The following is a 21,402-nucleotide window of genomic DNA, read 5'->3' as shown; positions in this document are numbered from 1 at the left end:
GGGCCCTGTTCGCCGCTAAGCAGTAGGCGTGCTAGGGACTGGACGTTCCGGCTACCGCGCTTGCTGTTGTCGTCCCTCTTGATGGCGTAGGGGGCCGGCCCACCCTACCCCGCACCGTGGCCCGAGTACGGCAACGCGACAGTTCCGAGACCGCGTCGCGAGCGGGTGCGCCGTGATGCAACGCCCCACGGCAGGCTCCTGTTCTCGAATCACGGGTAATGGCAAAAAGACTACATGCGCCGCTAGTCACGCCTACGCAACATTGAGCTGTCGGGCGATCGTGCCGAAGCGGTGAAACCCCTACCGTGCGCTCTACCCCTAACACGCATAAGGAGAGAGACTTTGAAGATCAAGAAGATCGCATTGGTGGGGATGAGCGCTCTGGTTCCGATACTGGCCGGCTGCGGCTCGGACGGATCCTCGGGGTCGGGCATCAGCACGGACCCTCAGCTGCCCGCCACCGAAATGTTCGCGGCTGTGAAATGTGATCTGAGTGGCCCCGTAGAGGGTGCGCTGGACCCCTTGCAAACCGCGCTGGTCGACAACCTCGGCGGCGCCCTGGGTGATATTCCGGGCCTTGGCGCTTCAGCCGAATCCGTCGTGGGGGCTGTGGCAACGCTGCTGGACGTGGTGGATTCCCTGGTGCGCTCGGCCGAGGCTCTCGAAGCCGAAGGCGACCCGGAAGCAGGTCAGTTGCGTCTGGAAGGCGCCGCTGAAGCTCTGCAGTGTGGCGCCAAGGCGCTCTACGAGGCCTACGCGCTCAGCCCGATCGCGACGCTCGCGCCGAAGGAAGTCGAGTCCCTGGTCGCCGAACTGGTGGGGCTGCTCGCCGTGCTCGACGGTTCGCTCGACCCCTCTGCAGGGCTGGAGCGGGTGACTGGCCGCCTGGCTGGCGTCGCCGATGCGCTGTCGGATCTGGCCAACGTCCTGCCACAGGATCTTGCGGTCCTGGACGGCGTGATAACGCTTTCGGCGCTCACCAAGGCACCTGCGCATCTCCTCGGCAATCTCGGCGACGTGTTGCGCTCCACCGGCCAGCTCGACGGCCAGGCAACCAGCGACGCCGTGGCTACCACGCTGACGGATCTGCTCGGTGTGCTGCAGCTCGTCAAGCTTCCTGAAGGTGGCGAAGGCGCGCTCGTGCAGCTACTGACCAGCGTGCAGGACGCACTCTCCAACACGCTGAACGCGCTACTCGCACCGGTCTTCGACCTTCTTCGCGGCATCTTCCGCAATGACGAAGCCGGCTTCGCATCGCGGGTGTACTCGGACTTCCTGTATCAGGGCATCACCGCCACACCTGGCAACGCCCTGGCCGACTACGCCGGCGGCATGGCGCCGGATGGCGTGGACCGCCCCTCGCTGCGCTCGATGATCGCGGAGTAGTACGGCCGAACAGCAAGAACTATGGAGGCGGGGCGCGCTGCGCCATTCGAGCACCCGAGTCTCTCGGGTGCTGTCACCGCCTAAGCGATGCTGGACGGGAACATCGCGGCGGCGGCGTGGACAGGAAGCGCTGCCGCCGCGAGGCCGGCGTTATGCCCAGGCCAATCCTATCCCTGTGCTTCGCCGACGGCGCTGTCCGCGAAGATGGCTCGCCAGCAGATGCGCGTCAGTGTCTCAATGCTACTCGCGACGACGCTCGACCATCCGCTCTTCGGCCTGTACGCGATCGCCGCCTATCCAGTGGCGGCCGATCTGGTCATACACGGAATCGGAATCGCCATGCTTGCCGCAAGCCTGCGCTTCCGATGGCAGGGGTCGCTTCGCCACCGGGAAGGCAAGGCGATCAATCCGTATTCCTGACAGCTCTTCCGCCGCCCTGCGGCATTCAGAGCGTCAGACGCCGGCGAACTCACGCTTGGCCGCATCCTTGGGGCGCGCACGGAACAAGCGTTTCGACCGCTTGTGGCACTCGCCCCGCAGCGCATCCGCCCGCTCCGTCACTATCGCTATGGCCGGACGGTTCGAAGCCGCCTCCGGCTCGGGCAAGGCCTGCAGGCTGTATCTCAGCTCATCCAGATCATGCAGATCGCCCAGCTTCTCGGCCAGCCTGGCGAATCGCTTCGCTGCCTTCTGAGTGCCGCCCTTGTCGGCGACCAGCGGCAGTGCCAAGGCGAGATATTTCGTCCAGCGCCGCAGGCGATGCCAATCCTCGTCCTCGCCGCTCTCGACGGCTCGCTGGAAGCGCTTGCGTCCCCTGCGATAGAGCCGCCCGTAGCCGTAATCGATCAGCTCGCGCCGGCCGCAGGCCACGTCCAGCCGCCGCCAGCGTTCCCGGTCCTGCGCGAACAGCGACACGATTTCCGCCGTCACCAGCGCCTCTTCCGCTGACTCCGGCTGCAGCGCGACCAACTGCTTACGCGCGTGACCCAGGCTCTGCCGGTCTGCCTCCCCGGCCTTGCGCATCAGCTTGTCCAGAGTCTTGACCCGAACAAACTGATCCCGAGCCCCCGCCAGCAGCTTCGCCGCGCGAGCGATATCGCGACTCGCTGCGTCGGCCTGCCCGCCAGGAAGAAAAGGCTTCAACACCTGCCAGAGCGCGCGCAGCTCCTTGACCGAAACCCGCAAGCGATGCACATCGACGGGCGCGAGCCGCGTCTGCTCGACAAGGTCCGGCGCGCATGTTGCGTGCAGCGCGCCCGCACGATCAATTACCCGCTTGCTTCCTCGTTTCGGCATAGCGACTGTCCCCTGGCGGCAGCTTCGCTCCAGGCCGCGCTCCGGCATCATCGCATCCCCAGTGGGCGACGTCAGTTGCGTTCTTTTCACCGCCGCTTGATGCGCGCGTGGGCGATTGGTTCACCCCCTGCCCCGGCCCTGGGCGCCGGCCCCCGAGCCCGGACCCTTGGAACTTGGCCCCTTTCACTTGTGCCGCCAGGGCCCCTAAGATTCTGGCCCAGGGTGAACCACCCTCGCGCCATGCGCACCTACTCGACGAGCTGACCGATACGCATGAATTGCCCGCACTGTAGATCGCGCGAGCTGTCGCGCTCGCAACGCACATCGCTGCAGAAGGCGCTTGCCTACATCTGCCCGCTGCGCCCCTACCGTTGCAAGGCCTGCGAGAAGCGCTCCTGGCACTTCATCCGCTGGTCGCAGGAGCCCTGGCCCTATGCGAGCTCGAGCGTGCTTGTGGCGGTACTCGCGGCGTTGCTCGTGGGTGTTCTGCTCCCCTCGCCGTCTACTGATGACGACATGGTTGCGAACGCACCTGGCGCCGACGCGCCATCTTCCGCGGACACCGATACGAAGAAGCGCATCGCCCCACCGGGGCGCTCGGGTGACACCGGCACTGGCCTGCAACCGCGCGACGCACATACTTCCACGCCCACACCACGCCAGATGGCGCAGAGCGCACCGCTTGCATCAAGCGATGACGAAATGGCCCCGACACCCACCGAGATGGCGGAGCCCGCTGGTGACGAAGCATCCGTCGAGTACGTGGAAACGACGGACCGCGTGCATTTGCGCAAGGGGCCCGGCTCACAGCACAAGTCGATCACCATCCTGGACCGTGGCCGCGTGGTGCCGGTGCTCGCACCAGCCAAGGGCGAATGGATGCGCGTCCAGCACTTCGATTCGGAAGGCTGGGTGCATCGATCCTTCCTGCGCGACGCTACCCAGCCGCCATCCGGCGACTAGGCGCGCCCGGAACGCTCGACCGGTGCCGAGCCACGCAAGGAAGACGCGGTCAGCCCCAACTACTCTTGGCGCCGGGCCCGATTCCGCATCGGTCCCTCAGCTCTCCTGCGAATAAGGCCGCAGCCCCAGAAGGATCTCCGCCTGCTCGGTCAGCGGGTGCTCCAGCAAGGCGGCGTCCGTGCACCGAGCTGCTCGCGCAGCTGCGCATACACGCTCTCGCGGCCCTGGCTGGTGTCCAGTTCCTTGCAGGGGTTCTGCGCTTTGAAGTGCTCGACGATGGGCAGGGTTAAGGCATCCGTTACCGGCGCATCAAATCCCCCTAAGCCCGCACTAAAGGCTCCGCGCCATTCAGTTGACATCGTCAAGTTAATAGTGTCAACTAAATTCATGGCACGCAAGAAAGACACCGAGAGCGTCCGTCGGCGCAAGCGCGATGAAATCCTCGACGCCGCGATGACGGTGTTCGAGAAGGAAGGCGGGCTGGAAGCGCTGAGCTTGCGCAAGCTCGCCGCCGAGCTGTCGCTCAGCTACTCCGCGCCCTATCGCTATTTCGCCAGCAAGGAAGAGCTGGTCAACGCACTGCGTGCACGCGCCTACCGCTGGATTGAAGAGGTCATGCTTGGCGCCATCGAAGGTATCGAAAGTCCCGAAAGGCAGCTCGAGACCTTGGCCGCCGCCTACATCCGTGCGGGCATCGAACGCCCTGAACGTTACGCCCTGATGTTCTTCAATGTGGATGACCCCAATGGCACGCAACGCTCCCTCGAGCTTCGCGGCGCCAAGCACGATGCTCTGGACGTCTGCACGCGCACCATCGCCGCCGCTCAGGCGCGCGGCGAAATGCCCACCACGATGGATCCGCTGACGGCCAGCCATCTGTTCTGGACGGCCGCGCACGGGCTGGTGTCGCTGCAGGTTGCCGGTCAGTTCGAGATGGGCCGCAGCGTGAATGCGCTGACCCCGACCTTGATCCACACCCTGCGCATGGGCATGGAGCATTACGACAACGCTGCCGGGCAAAGCCCCCGGAACGACAGAGAGGCGACCCACCATGGCTGAGCACACCGAGCCCCTGCCCATTCCGCGGCGCATCGACTTCGCCTTCCCCGACGACCTCGATCCGAACTGGAAGGCCGACGACCCCGAGTTCTGCGCCATGGTCAACGGTGCCTCGCTGACCATGCCCTACCTGGAACCCTTTCTCGTCAAGACCGTGCGCGAGACGGTTCAGCATATTGACGACCCGCGCGTGCGCGAAGAAGCCAAGGCCTTCAATACGCAGGAGCAGTTCCATTACCGCGCGCATCGCCGCTTCAACGAGCTGGTCAAGGCCAAGGGCTACCCCGAGCTCGCCGGTCTGGAAGACCGCATGGAAGCCGCCTACGCCAGGCTCGGCACGAAATCGCTGCGCAAGCGCATGGCCTACACCGCCGGCTTCGAGGCGATGACCATGGGCGTGACTCGCTGGCTGATCAACAACCGTGTGGAACTGTTCGGCGGCAGCGATACGCGCGTCGCCTCATTCATCCTCTGGCATTTCGTCGAGGAAGCCGAGCACAAGTGCGTCGCCTTCGATGTCTACCAGGCCGCATTCGGCGGCACCCTCGGTGGGTACTTCGCACGCGCGGTCGGCGTATTCCATGGCGCGCTGGATGTCATGTTCAATTCCATGCGCGGCTACAGGATCATCCTGAAGAAGGACGGCCGGTGGTGGCAGTTGCGTTCGCGGCTGCGGCTGGCACGACGGCTGGGCAGCTTCGTCGGGACCGTTGCGCCCTACCTGCTGCGCGCCGCCCTGCCCGGCCACACCCCGCGCCGAGAGCAGGAACCGCAATGGGCGCAAGACTGGATCGAGCAATACCAGCACGCACCCGAAGGCTATATCCCGCTGCTCGACACGAGCAGCGCCACGATGCCGGTGCCCTTTGAGCACACCGCACACACCACCGGAGCAAGCGCATGAAGACGGTCGATACACTCAAGCCCTTACGCAGGCTGCTGATCGGTCATGGCGCTCTGATGATCTTTGTTGGTGGCGTCATTGGCTTCGGCTTCCTGTTCTTCCTGATCGGCGATATCCGCCTCTGGCCGATTCCCGGCAGGATCGACTACCAGCTCCCTGGTACCTACGACGCTTGGCGCATGGCGCACATGGAGGCCATCGTCAACGGTGCCATCCTGTGGATCGGCGCGGCGGTACTGCAGCACCTACCGTTCACTACCGTCGGCGTGCGGCGCACGGTGTACACCATGCTGGTCATCGCCTGGACCATCGTCATCGCCTCCGCGCTGGACCCGCTGTTCCCGGACAGCCGTGGCCTCGCCGTCAGTGACTCCCTGACCAACAACATCGCCTTCGGTCTGTTCTACATCGGCGTGGTGGCCGTCATGGTTCTGATGGCGGCCATCGCCTACAAGGCGCTGCTGGGCAAGCACGACGACGAGGCCTCGTCCGAGTAGCACCCATGGCCGCCACAAGCGAACAGGGCCTGGCCGCACAACGCGGCCGCCTGCGGCTCATCCAGCAGGGCGCGATCATTGCCGTGATCGGACTGCTGTCCGGCTTCGGCATGGTGTTCGCCATCCTCGATGCCATTCACGTCTGGCCCGTGACCATTCCCTTTGACGGCGACATTCCCGGCAGCGAGCGCGGCTGGCGCGTGGCCCATGTCGCCGGTGTCATGAACGGCATGCTGATGATTCTTATCGGCCTCGCCCTGACCAGCACGGTGCCCACACCCCGCGCACAAGCCTGGATCGTCTGGGGGATGGTCTATACCGGCTGGGGCAACACGATCTTCTTCCACTGCGCCAACCTGTCCAGCAACCGCGGACTCTCCGCAGGCGCCACCAGGCTCGGGGAGCCCGACGTGCTCGGCGCCATCGGTTACATCATCGGTGGGAGCACGATTCCCTTCACGATCATCGCCGTGAGCCTGATGGGCGTTGCGGCCACACGCGCGTTGCGCCGGTGACCGGCGGCGCGCTCAGGACCCGGCTTCCGATGCATCAGCCCCGCGCATGTCCCGCAGGCCGCGGTACAGCGGCACGGCGAGCTGCGAGAACAGCGCCAGCCCCCACAATCCGTTGCCGACGATGGACGGCACAAATGGGTGGATGACCAGTACCAGCAGCGCCAGCGCAATACCGAAGAGCAGCACGCCACTGCTGTGGTAGTGGCAGCTCGTGTCGCGCTCGGCCACCAAGCGCTGCAGGACCCATAGCGAAGCCAGAAATACGGCCAGACCGACCGTGCCCACCGCGCCGTACCCGGTTGGGTACGGTTCCCACAGGCCGACGTAGACCTCACCGCCCAGTGCCACGCCCACCATCACCGCGCTCCACAGGATCGCGATATGCGCCAGCCAGTACGCGATCATCACGCCGTTGTCCCGGCTCTTCGGCCTGGCGTTGCCGGCGCTGTCGAAGTAGATCCAGGCCAGCGCGAACAGCGACAGCCCGCCCATCACCACATTGAAGAGCGTGCCGGCACCGACCTTGTAGACGCCCTTGTCGGCAAGCGTGATCACCAGCTTGAAGAAGCCCTCGCCCAGCATGATCAGCATGAGCAGGCCAAAGCGTTCCGAAATATGGCCGAGGCGGGGAACAAATCGTTCATAGCGCAGCGTGCCCACACGCGGCAGCATGTATTGCAACTGGATGAGCGCCACGCCCGCCCCGAATACCCAAAAGGCCAGCGGCTTCGGCAAGAAGGCGGAGAGCGCGAAGACCGCGGCGAGCACGAAGAAATTGCGCCCCTGCTCGCGTGCCATGCCACAGGTCTCCCCGCCACGGGCGCGCGCCCGCCAGTACATATGGGCCGTCAGCGCGCGGTTGAGGGCGTAGCCCAGTGCGAAGTACACCCATCCCTTGCCGGTCACGTCCGGGATCGATGCAGCGATGACGATCATGGTCACGATCTGCACCGCCATCGTGGCGCGGTGCGCCATATCCGTGGAGATGTACAGTGAGTTGTAGACCGCGTTGTCCGCCCAGGCGTAGAAGATCGCCAGGTACAGGCCGGTGAAAACGAGAAAGCCGGGCCAGTCCAGGTGATGGGACAGGTAGTTGCCGAGCACGAAGATCGTCACCACGTGGATCAGATCGAAGAACAGCTCCACCCAGTGAACGTGGTCGTGGGCGTCCGGTACATCCATGTAATGGCGTGGCCGCTGCCAGATCGGAAAGTCGTCCATCGCCATGTGCTACCCCTTGTCGTCCTTGCTCACGTTGCGGCCCCCCGCCTCCATGTCCCGGGCCGACCGCATGGTCAGCCGCCGCGCATTATGCGGGGTTATCCACACCCGCCTGCAGCGGCATGCGCCGTACCAGCGCGGCGCCGGCCAGCACGAGCGCCGTCCATGTCAGGCCGAGTTCCGGAGCCGCCCCCAATGTCGCCACCAGCAAGGCGGCCACCAGCAGACTCCAGCGTCTCGGCCCCACAAGGACATAGCGGTCGCGAATCAGCCACAGTGTGGCGCAGTACAGTGCCGCGGGCGCGGCCACGGACCATTGCCCGCCAGCCATTCCGCCGCCTTGTAGTTGCAGAACGGCCTGCATGCCGGCACCTACCGCCGCCCCGGTGGCAAAGACCACCACATGTCCGTAGCCCCACATCAGGGAATGGCGCAGTGCGCCGCTGGCCAGGCGCCCAGCCACAGCCCCACCATGCCAAGGCGCATCACGATGAAGCCCAGCAGCGCCATCCAGATCGCTTCGCCGGCGAATACCGCCCCCACCCCGGCGGCCATCATCAACGCACCGAACATGACCGTCATGCTCAGGGCGCGAAACGCGCTGGACCCGTCGTCGTAGGCGGAGGCGAACCAGGTGAAATTCATCCACGCCCACCACACCATGAAAAAGCTGGGAACGAAGGCGGCAAGGCCGGCCACCGGGCGCCCGTCGACAATGAAAACGGCCAGTCCCTAAGCGGCCGCACCGATCGCAACCACTGCCGCAAGGTCGAACAACAGCTCCAGCGGCGTGACGCCGCGGTGTGCCTCGGACGGATCGCGGGGCAGAAATCGCAGTGTATTCACCGGGCGCACCAGCAAGTCGGAAGACCCTTATTGTGGCGAGGCCGTTTACGGCCTGCACGCAGCAGGCTTGGGTCAGCCGGATGGAAAGCCCGCGCTTTCAGGGTTCACGGTGAGCGGTGCCCGGAACACGGCACGAGCCGATCGCGCGGCGGATTATGTCCGACCGGCCACAGCCAGAATGCGCGCTTCCAGGTCTTGCTTTTCGGCCTGGGCATGAGTGATCACCTGCAGGCGATTGGCGACAGCGCCCTGCTCAGGCGCGATGTTGACCTCATTGCCTGTGGCATCGATCCGCATCGCGCCTTCGGCCGTCTGTAGGCTGCCCTTGATGCGCTCGCATCCCAGTTCCCGGAGCACGCCCGGCAAGGCCTCGGCATCGAAGATGGCGTCGGCCGCAAAGACCAGGTCGTGGACCTGCAGCTGCCCGTCGTGATCATGATGGTGATGATGAGCGTGATCGCTATCGCTCTCTCGCTCTCTGCCCGCCGGTGCGTCGAGCCACGCCGGATCGAAGCGGCCGCCGGAAGCCGGCGCCGTGCCGCACGCCAGAAAGGGGCGCGACGCGCACAACGCGTCGAAGGCCGCCTGATCGTCCGGTGACCACAGGTCCGCCTTGCTGCCGAGCAGCACGTCGGCGCTCTGCCATTGCTGATGCCACAGCGGCGAATCGCGGAACTTCGGCTCGGCCAGGCGCCGGGCATCCACGAGGCAGATCGTGGCCCGCGGCGCCAGCACTTCGCGATAGTTCTCGCCCCGGAACTGCTCCAGCAGCTCCATTGGGTGCCCCAGCCCGGTGGGCTCGACCAGCAGGCGATGCGGCCGTGCCTCGCGCAGCAGCCGGTTGAGCTCCACGCCCAGCGCCACGGCGGCCGTGCAGCCCATGCAGCCGCCGGCCAGCTCGCGTACATAGACGCCCTCCCGCGCCAACCGCGCGCCGTCGACGCCGGTCTTGCTGAACTCATTCACCAGCACCGCCCAGCGTTGCCCGGCGGGCCGCTGCTCCAGCAGATGATCAATGAGGGTGGTCTTGCCGGCCCCCAGCAGCCCGGTCACCAAAGTGACGGGGATATCCTTCAGCGCTTCGTTCATGCCCTCGTTTCCTGTGCTTTGGAATACCTTAGCGGCGAGCGCAACGCTATGCTCGCGCCACGCCCTGGCCTGCCGCCCGCATGCACCCACACCGCAACCCCAAGCTGTCTTCGAGCCAACCACTCAGCACGCCGCGCGGGCACTTCGCCTGGCGCAGCCGCGGCCCGGAGACGGGCCGGCCCGTCGTGCTGCTGCACGGCTGGCCGGAATCCTCCTACTGCTGGCAGCCGCTGGCGCCATACCTGCCCGAGGACTGGCGCCTCATCGCGCCGGACCTGCGCGGCCTGGGCGACAGCGAGCGCACGCCCGAGCGCGCCGCCTATACCAAGGACGCGCTGGCCCAAGACATCTGGTCGATCCTCGACGAACTGGGCGTAGAGCAATGTGAACTGATCGGCCACGACTGGGGCGGCATCGTCGCGCAGGAGATGGCGCTGGCGCGACCGGAGGCTGTCTCACACCTGGCGCTGGCCAACATCTTCGTCATCAACAACGTCGCCACCAACCAGCGGCTGGCGGCCGGCGGCATGAGCCGCCACCAGTGGTACCAGTACTTCCTGATGACGCCGCTGCCCGAAGCCCTGGTGCCGGGCCGCGAGCGCGAGTGGCTGAACGTCTTTCTGCGCGATCGCCGCGGTGAGCTGCTACCGGCAGACGCCGTCGACGAATACGTCCGCTGCCACGCCATCGCCGGCACCCCTGGCAGCGCCGCCAACCTCTACCGTGCCCTGGCCGACGACGCCAGCCGCTGGGCGAGACTGACCGAGCACCGCTTCGAAATGCCCGCAACGCTGATTTACGGGCAGCACGACAAGGTCATCACCCCTGCCTACTACGAGGGCCTCCACGATTGCTTTGGGCAGATCGAACGCATCGACCTGGATGCCGGCCACTTCGTGCAGGAGGAGCAACCGGAAGCCTTCGCCGAGGCCCTGTTGCGTCGGCTGAGTTGAAACCGCAGCCCTCATGATGCCGCGCGCCTGGGTGCCCTCACACCCGGTTGCGAGGCCGCTCCGGACGATCAGGTTTGATGCAAGCGAAGCAAATCGCGCTGGCGCATGCCGGGCGTTGTTGCAGACAGTGACTTGAGCACTCCGCTTCTTGGCTCCCGCACCCAGTGCTCGCCGTGCCCTCGCCGGCTCCGCGAGTATGCTGGTCTACAAAATAGCGGTGGAGGAGACCGGCATGACCAGTAAGCAGCTCAGCCCACTCGACGCATCGTGGCTCTACGTGGAGTCGCAAGACACCCCGATGCACGTCGGCGGTCTGATGATTTTCGAACTGCCGGAAGGCGCCCCACCGGACTTCTTCCAGAAGATGATGTCGGACTTCCGCGCCGAGCAATGCTTCTATCCGCCGTGGAACCGGCGCTTGCGCTCGACGCGACTCAAGCGCCTGACGCATTTCTGGGACGACGACCAGGATATCGACATCGATTTCCACTTCCGTCTGTCCGCCCTGCCCTGGCCCGGCGGCGAGCGCGAGCTGGGCGTGCTGATCGCCCGCCTGCACAGCCATCCGCTGGATTTCTCCCGGCCACCGTGGGAATGCCACGTCATCGAGGGGCTGGAGAACAACCGCTTCGCCATCTACATCAAGATGCACCACTCGCTGATCGACGGCGTCAGCGCCATGCGCATTCTCGGCAAGGCCATGGCTAAGGATCCGGAGGACGTCAACCGCCCGCCGTTCTGGGCAATCTCTCCGTCGCGGCGCGATCCCAGCAAACTGCTGCCGACCACCAACGACGCTGTCACCGGGCTGGTCGCGGATCTGAAGCGTCAGTTCCGTTCGGTACCCGAGCTGACGCGCGCCGCGAGCACGCTGGTGCGCGCCGCCACGGACCGCGACGACCCCCTCGGCGCCCCCTTCAAGGCGCCGGTGTCGATTCTCAACAAGCGCATCCACGGCTCGCGGCGATTTGCCACCCAGCTCTACTCGATCACCCGGCTCAAGAAGCTCGCCAATGCGGCGGACTGCACGCTCAACGACATCGTGCTCGCCATCTGCGGCGGTGCGCTCCGCCGCTTCCTGAAGGAGGACAATCAGCTGCCGCGACGCTCACTGACAGCTGGAATCCCAGTGTCCGTCCGACCGGCCGACGACGACGAGCAGGGCAATGCCATCAGCTTCATGATCGCAACGCTCGGCACCGATGTCGCCGACCCGATCAAGCGCCTGAACAGCATCTGCGGCTCCACCAAGCGCGCGAAAGAGCACCTCCAAGGCCTGCCACGCAGCTCCATCACCAGCTACACGATGATGCTGATGGGGCCCTACATCGCGCAGCTCCTCAGCGGCCTCGGCGGACGCACGCGCCCGGTCTTCAACATCACCATCTCGAATGTTCCGGGGCCGCAGGAAACGCTGTACTTCCGCGGCGCGAAGATGGTGGCGAACTACCCGGTCTCACTGGTCACGCACGGCCAGGGGCTGAACATCACCTGCCACGGCTACTCGGATACCCTGAGCTTCGGCTTCATCGCCTGCCGCGACACCGTGCCGAGCATGCAGCGCATCGCCGTCTACACCGGCGAAGCGCTGGAAGAGCTGGAGAAAGCGGTCTACGACACAGGCAGTTAGAAGCGCGCCGGCGACGAACCGGCTGTAGCAGCTTCCAGCGGTGAGCCGCTGTTCGCCGCACGGCGAGCCGAACAAGCGACACGGCCTGGAAGCACGCGCAGAGCCCCGCACCAGCGGGGCTTCAGCGACATGGCAGGCGCTTGCCGCCTTGTACCGTGCATAGCGGCGCGCCCCAGCAAGACCGATCTCACCGGGGCGCCCGCCGCGCGATCAGAAGCTGAAATGCTCGCTGTCGAGCGACAGCAGCGACGCGCTCGGCTTGGTCATGGAGGCGGCGTGGCTCTTCGCCCGCGGCAGCATGTGGTCGAAGTAGAACTCGGCGGTGGCAATCTTTGCGCGGTAGAAGTCCTCCGACTGCGCACCACTGCCATCGGCCAGCTTCTGCTGCGCCACCGCGGCCTGCAGGGCCCAGAAGTAGCCCATCATCACGAAGCCGCTGTACATCAGGAAGTGGTGGCTGGCGGCGGAGACCACGTCGCGGTCCTTCCGGGCCATCAGCATCAACCGCACCGTGAGCACGTTCCACTGCGTGGCATAGCGGCCGAGCGTGGCCGCGAAGCGGCGCATGCCCTTCTTGCGCAGATTCTCCGCCGCGAAGCGCGCGATCTGCCCGGTGAACTCGCGCACGCAGCCGCCGCGCGTCATCAGCAGCACCTTGCGCCCGAGCAGATCCAGCGCCTGGATGCCGGTGGTGCCTTCGTACAGCGTGGCGATGCGCGCATCGCGCGCGATCTGCTCCATGCCGTGCTCGCGGATATAGCCGTGACCACCCAGCACCTGCATGCCGTGATTGGCTGCCTCCAGACCCAGCTCGGTGAGGAAGCCCTTCAGGATGGGCGTGAAGAAGCCGAGCTTGTCGTCGTACTTCTTGTATTTCTCGTCATCCTTCTCGGTGACGCCGTTGACCATGTGGTCGGCGTACTGCGCGGCGAAGTAGATCATCGCGCGTCCGCCTTCGGCCACAGCCTTCTGGCTGAACAGCATGCGCCGCACATCGGCGTGGTACATCAGGCTGTCCGCCACCTTCTCCGGCTCCTTCTTGCCGGACAGGGCGCGCATGGAACGGCGCTCCTTGGCGTAGGCCAGCGCACCCTGGAAGGAAAGCTCGGCGTGGGCGATGCCCTGAATCGCGGTACCGATGCGCGCCGTGTTCATGAAGGTGAACATCGCCTCCAGCCCCTTGTGCGGCTCGCCGATGAGCCAGGCCTTCGCGCCGTCGAAGTTGAGCACGCAGGTCGCGGAGGCGTTGATGCCCATCTTGTGCTCGATGCTGGGACAGGTGACGCCGTTGCGCTCGCCCAGGCTGCCGTCCGCATTCGGAATCACCTTGGGCACGATGAACAGCGAAATGCCGCGCGTTCCCTGCGGCGCATCCGGCAGGCGGGCAAGCACGACGTGGATGATGTTCTCGGCGAGATCGTGCTCACCAGAGGAAATGAAGATCTTGCTGCCGTGCAGCGCGTAGGTGCCGTCGCCGTTGTCCTCCGCGCGCGTCTTGATCTGGCCGAGGTCCGTGCCGCACTGCGGCTCGGTGAGGCACATCGTCCCGGTCCAGCGGCCTTCCGTCATCGGCGGCATGTAGAGGCCGACCTGCTCCTCGTTGCCGTACTGCATGATGGTGTTCATCGCGCCCATCGACAGCCCCGGATACATCAGGAAGGGCCAGTTCGCCGTCGCCATCATCTCGGACTTCAGCAGCCCCAGGCTCATCGGCAGGCCCTGGCCGCCGTACTCCTCCGAATAGGAAAGCCCCTGCCAGCCCGCATCAATGAACTGCTGGTACGCCTCCTTGTACCCCTTCGGCGTGCGCACCTCGCCGTTGTCGTAGGTGCAGCCTTCCGCGTCACCGCTGGCGTACAAGGGCGACAGCACCTCCTCGCAGTAGCGCGCGCACTCGTCGAGAATCGCCGAGACGGTCTCCGGATCGGCGTCCCCCCCGTTGGACAGCTCGGCGTAGTGCGCCGGGAAGTCGAAGACCTCGTCCAGCAGAAAGCGCATGTCGCTCAAGGGAGCTTTGTAGGCAGGCATGGTGGGTTCTCGCTTGACCTTGGGAGGGGCGCGATTATGCCTTACCGCGCGGTCAACACCCAGCCAGCACAGCCCCGTGATGGAGCGCCGTTAGACGCTCGGCCTGCACGCTAGGCGGCGGATACGTGCCAGAAGCCGTCATCTCATCAAATCGTAATTTGCCCCCTCTTATTACTCACTACCGCTACGATCAGCTTTTATTCACTGGGGGACCAGCTATTTTGTATCTGTCTTTGCGTAATACTTTATAATATGCTGTGGATAACACATATATTATTGACGTGAGTATGCATGAGCCAGCGAACAATAAAACGTATGCCACAGAATGGGGGCTTGAGTGACTTGAATAGGAATATATACTACCTATGAAAATTATTGACGCCGCGCCCCCATACCTCACCCAAGCGCTCCGCCATATTGACCTCTTCCGCCTAACGAACGCGTAGTATATCGCAAGCGGTATCGCGGAAGCACCTAGACTCGACACCACTTGCTCAAACATAAAACCAATAACGTTGGCCACATTCACCTCTCGACACTAGTTCAACTACAGTAAGTGAGAAGCCTAAAATCGCGCAACACGCGGAACGAGTATGTGACCTCAGCATTTATTCTCTCGACCCTCCCTAAGCCCATTACCCAAGTTTACGCAGCGCACCTCTTTCTATAGTAGCGCACAAACCACCGTATTGGCTTCGCTATGTGCCAGAAGCGGTCATTCAGTACCAGGATCACTGATATTTTCAGAGGCACGATGAAAACAACCTACTAACCCTCGCTCGAACTTTCACTGAACATCGCCTCTGATCGTTGTATTTTCTTTATAATCCCATTCCCCTTTCCGATGGCGATGAGCGTGAGAACAAGGAAAATCACGCCAAAACCTAAGAATACCCACTTGTAAATTTCAAGAGCGGCAATCGTCTGTTGAGGCAGACCTGTCGACGCCCGAAGCGATATTAAAGCTGAAAAGAATGCGCCGAATAGCAGGCTCGCCAAGAGCATAAAGAAGTCTGCCACCAAACTTTTTTCTTTAATGGCGCTTAATGTTTCCTCCGTGACCAAGTGATATACCTGTGTCTTTGGAACTACGCTTGTTGTAATGAAATCTCTGGCTGAGCTAAGCGGTCCTGCTTAGGGAAACTCTGATCAATCGCCCCGATCTGGGATGATGCCGGGGCACGGAGACGATGGTGAGCCAGTCGATGAAGCAGCGGACGTTCGCGGATCTTGAGCAGGCGCACAAGAAGAAGGTGACGCGCCGCGAGAAGTTTCTGGCGGAGATGGATGCGGTTATTCCGTGGTCGCGCCTGGAGGCGTTGATTGCGCCGCACTACCCGAAGCCCAAGGCGGGCAAGCCGGGGCGCCGGCCGCTGTCGCTGGCCACCAAGCTGCGCATCTACTGCCTGCAGCAGTTCTACGGGCTGTCGGATCCAGGCGCCGAAGAGGCGCTTTACGACTCCGATGCCATGCGCCGCTTTGCCGGCATCACGCTGACGGATGAGGCGGTGCCTGACGAGAGCACGATCCTGCAGTTCCGGCGGCTGTTGGAGCGGCACGGGCTGGCCGAGCAGATCTTTGCCGAGGTCAATGCCCACCTGCGCGAGCGGGGCCTGATGCTGCGCGAAGGCACGCTGGTGGACGCCACGCTGATCCACGCGCCCAGCTCGACGAAGAACCAGAGCGGTACGCGGGATCCCGACATGAGTCAGACGCGCAAGGGCAACCAGTGGTACTTCGGCTGCAAGGCGCATATCGGCGCCGATGCCCACAGTGGCCTCGTGCACACCGTTATCGGCACAACGGCCAAAGTCGCCGACATCACCCAGACCGAAGCCCTGCTGCACGGCGAAGAACGCATCGTGCTGGGCGATGCCGGCTATCGACGCACGGGCCGCAGCCTGGATGCCCCGGCGCCCGATAGTGGACCGCGCATCGTCACGCCTTACGTGCGCAGTGCCGGCAAGGCGCTGCTGGAATGGCAGCGCGCCGCCAACCGACGTCTGGCGTCTCTGAGAGCCCGGGTCGAGCATCCGTTTCGGATTGTCAAATGCCAGTTCGGCTACACCAAGGTCCGCTATCGCGGCCTGACCAAGAACACCGCGCACCTGCACAGCCTGTTTGCCATGGCCAACCTCGTGGCGGCCCGAAGACAGCTGCTGGCGGCAGGATAGGTGCGTCCAATGACAACGAAATCGGGCTTCTGCAGAGGCTGAAGCCCCCGAAACAGCCTTCATTTCACCCGGTGTGCAGCCTGCAATGTCTTCGCGGTCACTCATCCGACTTTGATCAGACATTCCTTAGACTCAAGAACCAAGTGCAACACCCCATTCTGATGCAGATACGGTGTTGCGATGACGACAAGAAGCTACCGCCATCTCTCGGCGGAGGAACGCGCGGCGATCATGTTGTTGGCTGATGAAGGCGTGACGACCAGGGACATCAGCCGACGACTTGGGCGCTCGCCGTCGACGATCTCGCGGGAACGTCGGCGTAATGCGATGGCTGGCAAGGTCTACAACGCTACGGCAGCGAGTGCGGCCTACCGGCAGCGACGACAACGGTGCGGACGGCGTTGCAAGCTTCAGTCCGGCTCGATGCTCTGGCAATACGTGCACGACCGCCTGATCTACTTTGCCTGGTCGCCAGAGCAGATCGCCTGCAGACTGGAACGCATGTTTCCCGACGATCCGGATTGGAAGATCAGCCACGAGACCATCTACGCGGCGATCTACGCGCACCCCAAGGGAGCGCTGAAGAAAGCCATGGTGGAAGCCCTGCGCCAGCACAAGCCGCAGCGCGGCCAGAAACGGCGTACCGCCGCCGGCAAGGGTGGCATGGTGGTGCCCGAGGATCTGAGGATCATTCATCGTCCCGAAGATGTGACGCAGCGCAAGCTGCCGGGTCACTGGGAAGGCGACTTTATAAAGGGCGCCTACAACCGCTCGGCCGTGGGCACCGTCGTTGAGCGCAAAACGCGCTTCGTCATTCTCTGCAAGATGGCGGACTGCAGCGCCGACGCGGCGCTCGAAAGCTTCACGCGCCAGATGAAGAAGGTGCCTGCCTTCATGCGCGAGAGCTTCACTTACGACCGGGGCAGCGAGATGGCGCGTCATGAGGAGCTCGCCCAGCGCTTGAAGCTCGATATCTGGTTCGCCGACCCGTATGCCCCGTGGCAGCGCGGCAGCAACGAGAACACCAACGGGTTGCTGCGCCAATTCCTGCCTAAGGGCACGGACCTGTCGACGGTCAGCCAGACCCAGCTCAACGACGTCGCGCGCCTGCTCAACGGGCGACCACGCAAAACCCTGGACTGGCAAACGCCGGAGGAAGTCATGGCCCAGGAAATGGCTAACTTTCACGATAACGTTGCACTTGATTCTTGAGACCAGCCTGACATGACTTCACCCCTTCAACTCAATTCCCGAGTTGGGGTATTTCTTCTTCATAACCTCCAGCACATCTTTTCTTATATTTTGAATGTCCAACCCTAATGCGCCAGTAGGGTTAGATGTGAGTAAGTGATCAACAACCCGCTCGAGAACTAATATGCGGAACTCATTATCAAGTATTTGGCTAGAGTCAATTTCCCCAAATTTTACGCCCATCAGATTTCTCCTTTCACGTTGGCTGTCTTTACGAACCTTATTAGCGACTCCGCGCCATGCGACACAATTCAATCACGCTGGCCTTCGTCAATTAATAGCATATTATCGTCAACGATGCACGGTAAACAACATTGGTCATTACTGTAAACGGCGCTATAACCAGAGACCTATTATCAATAACCTGCAGAACACTTATTCGCCATTGCCGCATAGGGGTAACTCGAGGGAAATCGGGCTCTGAGCCTTTTACTGCTCTACCGCCCTTGGCGGATCAAACGCCCCGTGAAGCGACTTGTTCAGCACCCAACAAATTTTCTTCCACGTACTTCGCCCCCTTGGGCGATAGCACTATGAATTCGGAGTCGCGGTCCCACTCGACAAAACGACCCTTATGAAGATTACCGATAATTCGAGAACGCAGAACAGCCGGATTCGAATATTCCACCCAGCTCACCAAGTCTTCGACCAACACGGTTTGATCCTGACAAGAATAGAGAAGCAACAGCAGCTGGTCCTTGGCTGACATGCCATCGCGAAGCACCCTTTTCTTCCCGGCCACCTCCCAGACATCGGGCAACTGTCTGATTGCCAATCCGTCAACTAGGTCCTGAGCTTCTTCAAGCGAAAGGTTGTGATTAACGCGAATAAGTTCGCAAACGATCCAATCTGACACTCGCCCAATCAGCGCCCCATCAATTGCATTTGGATCTACATCACCGCCAATATGACCGATACCTCGTTTGTTACGCATAGTGTAGAGAAAAACCAAGGCACGGGGCAATATTGCCTTTTCGGATTCAGTAATGTTTGCGCCACTTGGCGCGCATATTATCTTACGGCACTCGTCTGCGAAATTCGGGATTTTCCTACCAAATGGCGTGTTTGAACCGAAAGCCGTAATTTGCAGGTGTCGGATGACCGCCTCGCAAAGTTTCCCGGCGTTGAGCCCCGCTGCATCGAGCCGCGATTCCGCCAAGTTACGCTTTAGATCGATGTAAGAACCTACAATCTTCTTGCGGACGTTTTGATCTATACCGCTCAGGGCGGAAATAAGTAGATCACTCATGGTTTCGTGTATTCATACTGGTTGTCGGAGTTCTTTTCTCTCGACAACTCCCCGCTACGCACCATCCGGCCAAGCTTCCCGGATATTTCATTTGGTTTAATATTTCTCGCTAGCTTCGTTCCTGAGTGTTCACAAATTTCAGTGATTGTCTTAGGTTTTGAAAAGAACCCCTCATTATAGAGTTTTGTCAGGATTGTGGCTGGACCGTATGAGGATGACCTCTTAGCGCCCTTATCTGGCTTCGCAGCGCTCTTAGTGGACGCAGGCTTCTTTCTGGCTCTTTTCTTGGGCTTGGGCGCAGATTGAGCGGCTCCCTGGTCGTCATCGTTATTGGGGCTCGCATCGAATAATAGCTCCAGAAGCTTCAGTTGAACCGCTTCAGACTTGAACTTGTTTACCACCTCCGCGAGTTCAGAAAGCTGCTGCTTAGTGGTTTCAAAGTTATTAAACATACCTCCCCCTATGATTTTTGACGTTGAAAAGTAGTGGTACTGCGAGCAAAAAATGGACGGGCTACGATTTCTACATGCCCGCAATGGGCTGGAAGCCGACATTTACACGAGTTCGTTGCGGGTCGCACGGCACGAGGGATTACTCCCCTTCCCCCAACTGGCCTGCCATGTAGGGCAGCAGCTCAATGCCCCTAGCCTGAAAGCGGTGCTGCACGAAGGCCGATATCTCGCTGTTCCCCGGGTTGATCTCGATTGTTGGCGTTGCGCGTCGGGCGGCGTGCAGTACCGGCGCGGCGATGTACGGGAAGCCGGCGGTGGTACCGATGCTGATGACGACGTCGGGCTCGCTGTCCACAGCCTCTTCCAGGCGGGCGACGGCGTCCTGTGGCAGCAACTCGTCGAATAGCACGACGCGGGGACGGACGAGGCTGCCGCAAGCCGGGCAGCTGGGCGGGATGCCGTTGAGCTGGGAGAAGTCATCCACCCATTCCTTTTCGCCGCAGCTGGTGCAGTACAGCTCGTGGACGTTGCCGTGGATTTCGATAACGTCGGTGCTGCCGGCGTCGCGGTGGAAGCCGTCGACGTTCTGGGTGAGGATGGTGAAGCGCTCGAAGTGGCGCTCCATTTCCGCCAGTGCCTTGTGGCCTGCGTTGTAGCCGGCGCCGCGGGCGGTGGATTCGATCTGGTGGATGTACTTCCAGGTGATGTCCGGGCGCCGTTGGAACATGCCGCCGGACAGGGCTTCCTCGATGGGGATGCCTTCTTCGGTGAGGTCGCGGTCGTAGAGGCCGCCGACACCGCGGTAGGTGGGCAGGCCGGAGTCTGCGGAGATGCCGGCGCCGGTGATGACCAGCACGCGTTTGGCCTCGCGTAGATCCGCGATGGCGGCTTTTAGCGTGGAGTCCCCCGAGTCCATTGGTCGCAGCTTACCTGTGGGGAATGCTGCGGTCACGTAGTGAAATTGCTGCGTTTTGCGAGGGTGAGAGGTTGTGGCTGCTCGGCTCCCCCTCTCCCCTGGCCCCTCTCCCCCTTCGGGGGCGAGGGGAATTGTTTGTTTATGGGGTGTTGGTGGTTTCGAGGGTGGGTGGTGGGGTTGGGTTGCGGGTGTTGAGGGCGCCCTGGATTTCTACGCTGGGGTGTGGCTCCCAGCGGACGCGGGCTTGCAGGTCGTAGACGGCGGCTAGTTTGTGGGTGGTCAGGGCCTCGCGCGGGGTGGCGTCGGTGATGATGCGGCCGTCGCGCATCAGGGCTACGCGGTCGGCGTAGGTGGCGGCCAGGCCCAGGTCGTGGCTGGTGACGATGACGCCGATGCCGGCGGCGCGGCTCAGGCTTTTCAGCATGGCCATGACGGCGTGCTGCTGCGCGGGGTCCAGCGCGGAGGTGCATTCGTCCAGCAGCAGCAGGCGCGGGCCCGGCGTCTTCCAGACTTGGCCCAGCACGCGTGCGATCTGCACGCGCTGCTGCTCGCCACCGGACAGGCTGGGATAGATGCGGCGGGCCAGATGGGCGACTTCCAGCCAGTCCAGCAGCTCAGCCCGGACGCGGGCTCTGGCGTCGCCGCGCAGCGTGGTGAGCAGGCCGAGGTCGACGACTTCGGCGGCGGTGACGGGAAACTGCACGGCGCATTGCTGCGGCAGCACGCCGCGCACGCGGGCCAGCTCGCGGCCGTCCCAGGCGTCCAGCGGGTGGCCCAGCACTGCGACACTGCCCTGCCCCGGCTTCAGCTCGCCGGCCAGCACGCGCAGCAGGGTGGATTTGCCGGCGCCGTTGGGGCCGAGCAGCATCAGGCACTCGCCGGCCTGCAGGCGCAGGGAGACGCCGTCTAGCAGCGTCGCGCCGCCGGCGGCCACGCGCAGGTTGCGGGCTTCCAGCACGGGGGTGTCGCTGGC

22 protein-coding genes and 1 pseudogene are annotated in these 21,402 nt (G+C 63.1%); 11 read left to right on the top strand and 12 right to left on the bottom strand.

Annotation, left to right across the window (positions count from 1 at the left end; genetic code table 11):
• The first annotated feature begins 342 nt into the window (after window positions 1–342).
• Complete coding sequence (locus U743_RS06690) at window positions 343–1,386, top strand: hypothetical protein (protein ID WP_043766623.1); 1,044 nt, start codon at window positions 343–345, stop codon at window positions 1,384–1,386.
• Window positions 1,387–1,473: 87 nt separating this feature from the next.
• Complete coding sequence (locus tag U743_RS19280) at window positions 1,474–1,806, top strand: hypothetical protein (RefSeq protein ID WP_198021957.1); 333 nt, start codon at window positions 1,474–1,476, stop codon at window positions 1,804–1,806.
• A gap of 33 nt (window positions 1,807–1,839) precedes the next feature.
• Here U743_RS19280 and U743_RS06680 read toward each other — a convergent pair whose 3' ends face one another.
• Window positions 1,840–2,682 (bottom strand): CHAD domain-containing protein, encoded by an 843-nt coding sequence (locus tag U743_RS06680; RefSeq protein WP_043766618.1) that lies wholly within the window; start codon window positions 2,680–2,682, stop codon window positions 1,840–1,842.
• 273 nt (window positions 2,683–2,955) lie between these two features.
• Here U743_RS06680 and U743_RS06675 point away from each other — a divergent pair, with 273 nt between their 5' ends.
• The 5 genes from U743_RS06675 (at window position 2,956) to U743_RS17990 (ending at window position 6,620) form a co-directional block, all read left to right on the top strand.
• Window positions 2,956–3,645, top strand: a complete 690-nt coding sequence (locus U743_RS06675) for an SH3 domain-containing protein (RefSeq protein WP_043766615.1) — start codon at window positions 2,956–2,958, stop codon at window positions 3,643–3,645.
• A gap of 276 nt (window positions 3,646–3,921) precedes the next feature.
• A complete protein-coding gene (locus U743_RS06670) occupies window positions 3,922–4,704 on the top strand; it encodes a TetR/AcrR family transcriptional regulator (RefSeq protein ID WP_084191405.1) in 783 nt (260 codons plus the stop codon).
• Window positions 4,697–5,608, top strand: a complete 912-nt coding sequence (locus U743_RS06665) for a metal-dependent hydrolase (RefSeq protein WP_052367616.1) — start codon at window positions 4,697–4,699, stop codon at window positions 5,606–5,608. Before U743_RS06670 ends, U743_RS06665 begins: the two co-directional genes overlap by 8 nt.
• Window positions 5,605–6,105 (top strand): hypothetical protein, encoded by a 501-nt coding sequence (locus tag U743_RS17995; RefSeq protein ID WP_052367613.1) that lies wholly within the window; start codon window positions 5,605–5,607, stop codon window positions 6,103–6,105. Before U743_RS06665 ends, U743_RS17995 begins: the two co-directional genes overlap by 4 nt.
• Window positions 6,106–6,110: 5 nt before the next feature.
• Window positions 6,111–6,620, top strand: coding sequence for a hypothetical protein (locus tag U743_RS17990; RefSeq protein ID WP_052367611.1), 510 nt, complete (start codon window positions 6,111–6,113; stop codon window positions 6,618–6,620).
• 12 nt (window positions 6,621–6,632) lie between these two features.
• Here the strand turns inward: U743_RS17990 and U743_RS06650 are convergent, their stop codons facing one another.
• The 4 genes from U743_RS06650 to U743_RS06635 all read right to left on the bottom strand — a co-directional run bounded on the left by U743_RS06650 (window position 6,633) and on the right by U743_RS06635 (window position 9,776).
• The gene (locus U743_RS06650) at window positions 6,633–7,847 is read right to left on the bottom strand and encodes a low temperature requirement protein A (protein WP_043766609.1); all 1,215 of its coding nucleotides are present in this window, start codon (window positions 7,845–7,847) and stop codon (window positions 6,633–6,635) included.
• Between the two features lie 82 nt (window positions 7,848–7,929).
• Window positions 7,930–8,304, bottom strand: a complete 375-nt coding sequence (locus tag U743_RS06645; protein ID WP_156966356.1) for a low temperature requirement protein A — start codon at window positions 8,302–8,304, stop codon at window positions 7,930–7,932.
• A complete protein-coding gene (locus U743_RS06640) occupies window positions 8,262–8,540 on the bottom strand; it encodes a low temperature requirement protein A (protein ID WP_043766604.1) in 279 nt (92 codons plus the stop codon). Before U743_RS06640 ends, U743_RS06645 begins: the two co-directional genes overlap by 43 nt.
• A 300-nt stretch (window positions 8,541–8,840) precedes the next feature.
• Window positions 8,841–9,776 carry a CobW family GTP-binding protein gene (locus U743_RS06635; RefSeq protein WP_052367610.1) on the bottom strand — a complete coding sequence of 312 codons (936 nt, stop codon included), beginning with the start codon at window positions 9,774–9,776 and terminating at the stop codon, window positions 8,841–8,843.
• Between the two features lie 80 nt (window positions 9,777–9,856).
• Between U743_RS06635 and U743_RS06630 the strand changes: the two genes are divergently transcribed.
• The gene (locus tag U743_RS06630; protein ID WP_043766603.1) at window positions 9,857–10,729 is read left to right on the top strand and encodes an alpha/beta fold hydrolase; all 873 of its coding nucleotides are present in this window, start codon (window positions 9,857–9,859) and stop codon (window positions 10,727–10,729) included.
• A 232-nt stretch (window positions 10,730–10,961) separates the two neighbouring features.
• Window positions 10,962–12,359: a WS/DGAT/MGAT family O-acyltransferase gene (locus U743_RS06625; RefSeq protein ID WP_043771450.1), complete on the top strand. Its 1,398-nt coding sequence runs from the start codon at window positions 10,962–10,964 to the stop codon at window positions 12,357–12,359.
• Between the two features lie 210 nt (window positions 12,360–12,569).
• On the opposite strand, the gene U743_RS06620 is transcribed toward U743_RS06625, so the two are convergent.
• Both U743_RS06620 and U743_RS06615 read right to left on the bottom strand, forming a co-directional pair.
• A complete protein-coding gene (locus U743_RS06620) occupies window positions 12,570–14,387 on the bottom strand; it encodes an acyl-CoA dehydrogenase C-terminal domain-containing protein (protein ID WP_043766600.1) in 1,818 nt (605 codons plus the stop codon).
• 768 nt (window positions 14,388–15,155) lie between these two features.
• Complete coding sequence (locus tag U743_RS06615; protein WP_156966355.1) at window positions 15,156–15,452, bottom strand: hypothetical protein; 297 nt, start codon at window positions 15,450–15,452, stop codon at window positions 15,156–15,158.
• A 140-nt stretch (window positions 15,453–15,592) separates the two neighbouring features.
• On the opposite strand from U743_RS06615, the gene U743_RS06610 reads away from it, so the two are divergent.
• Window positions 15,593–16,561, top strand: a complete 969-nt coding sequence (locus tag U743_RS06610; protein WP_043770774.1) for an IS5 family transposase — start codon at window positions 15,593–15,595, stop codon at window positions 16,559–16,561.
• Window positions 16,562–16,741: 180 nt separating this feature from the next.
• Window positions 16,742–17,773, top strand: a complete 1,032-nt coding sequence (locus U743_RS06605) for an IS30 family transposase (RefSeq protein WP_043766595.1) — start codon at window positions 16,742–16,744, stop codon at window positions 17,771–17,773.
• Between the two features lie 18 nt (window positions 17,774–17,791).
• Here the strand turns inward: U743_RS06605 and U743_RS06600 are convergent, their stop codons facing one another.
• The 5 genes and pseudogenes from U743_RS06600 to U743_RS06585 all read right to left on the bottom strand — a co-directional run.
• On the bottom strand, window positions 17,792–17,995 hold the full coding sequence (locus U743_RS06600; RefSeq protein ID WP_043766593.1) for a hypothetical protein: 204 nt from the start codon (window positions 17,993–17,995) through the stop codon (window positions 17,792–17,794).
• A 271-nt stretch (window positions 17,996–18,266) separates the two neighbouring features.
• Window positions 18,267–19,061 (bottom strand): hypothetical protein, encoded by a 795-nt coding sequence (locus U743_RS06595; protein ID WP_043766591.1) that lies wholly within the window; start codon window positions 19,059–19,061, stop codon window positions 18,267–18,269.
• A complete protein-coding gene (locus U743_RS19045; protein ID WP_156966354.1) occupies window positions 19,058–19,513 on the bottom strand; it encodes a hypothetical protein in 456 nt (151 codons plus the stop codon). Before U743_RS19045 ends, U743_RS06595 begins: the two co-directional genes overlap by 4 nt.
• 139 nt (window positions 19,514–19,652) lie before the next feature.
• Complete coding sequence (locus tag U743_RS06590; RefSeq protein WP_043766588.1) at window positions 19,653–20,429, bottom strand: SIR2 family NAD-dependent protein deacylase; 777 nt, start codon at window positions 20,427–20,429, stop codon at window positions 19,653–19,655.
• A 139-nt stretch (window positions 20,430–20,568) separates the two neighbouring features.
• A pseudogene (locus U743_RS06585) lies at window positions 20,569–21,387 on the bottom strand (heme ABC transporter ATP-binding protein); the annotation flags it as partial.
• Window positions 21,388–21,402: the final 15 nt, after the last annotated feature.

It is taken from the genome of Algiphilus aromaticivorans DG1253 (assembly GCF_000733765.1).
GTDB classification, from domain to species: Bacteria; Pseudomonadota; Gammaproteobacteria; order Nevskiales; family Nevskiaceae; genus Algiphilus; species Algiphilus aromaticivorans.
The sequence above is the reverse complement of the archived record's forward strand: the minus strand, read 5'-3'. Positions and strand labels throughout refer to the sequence as shown.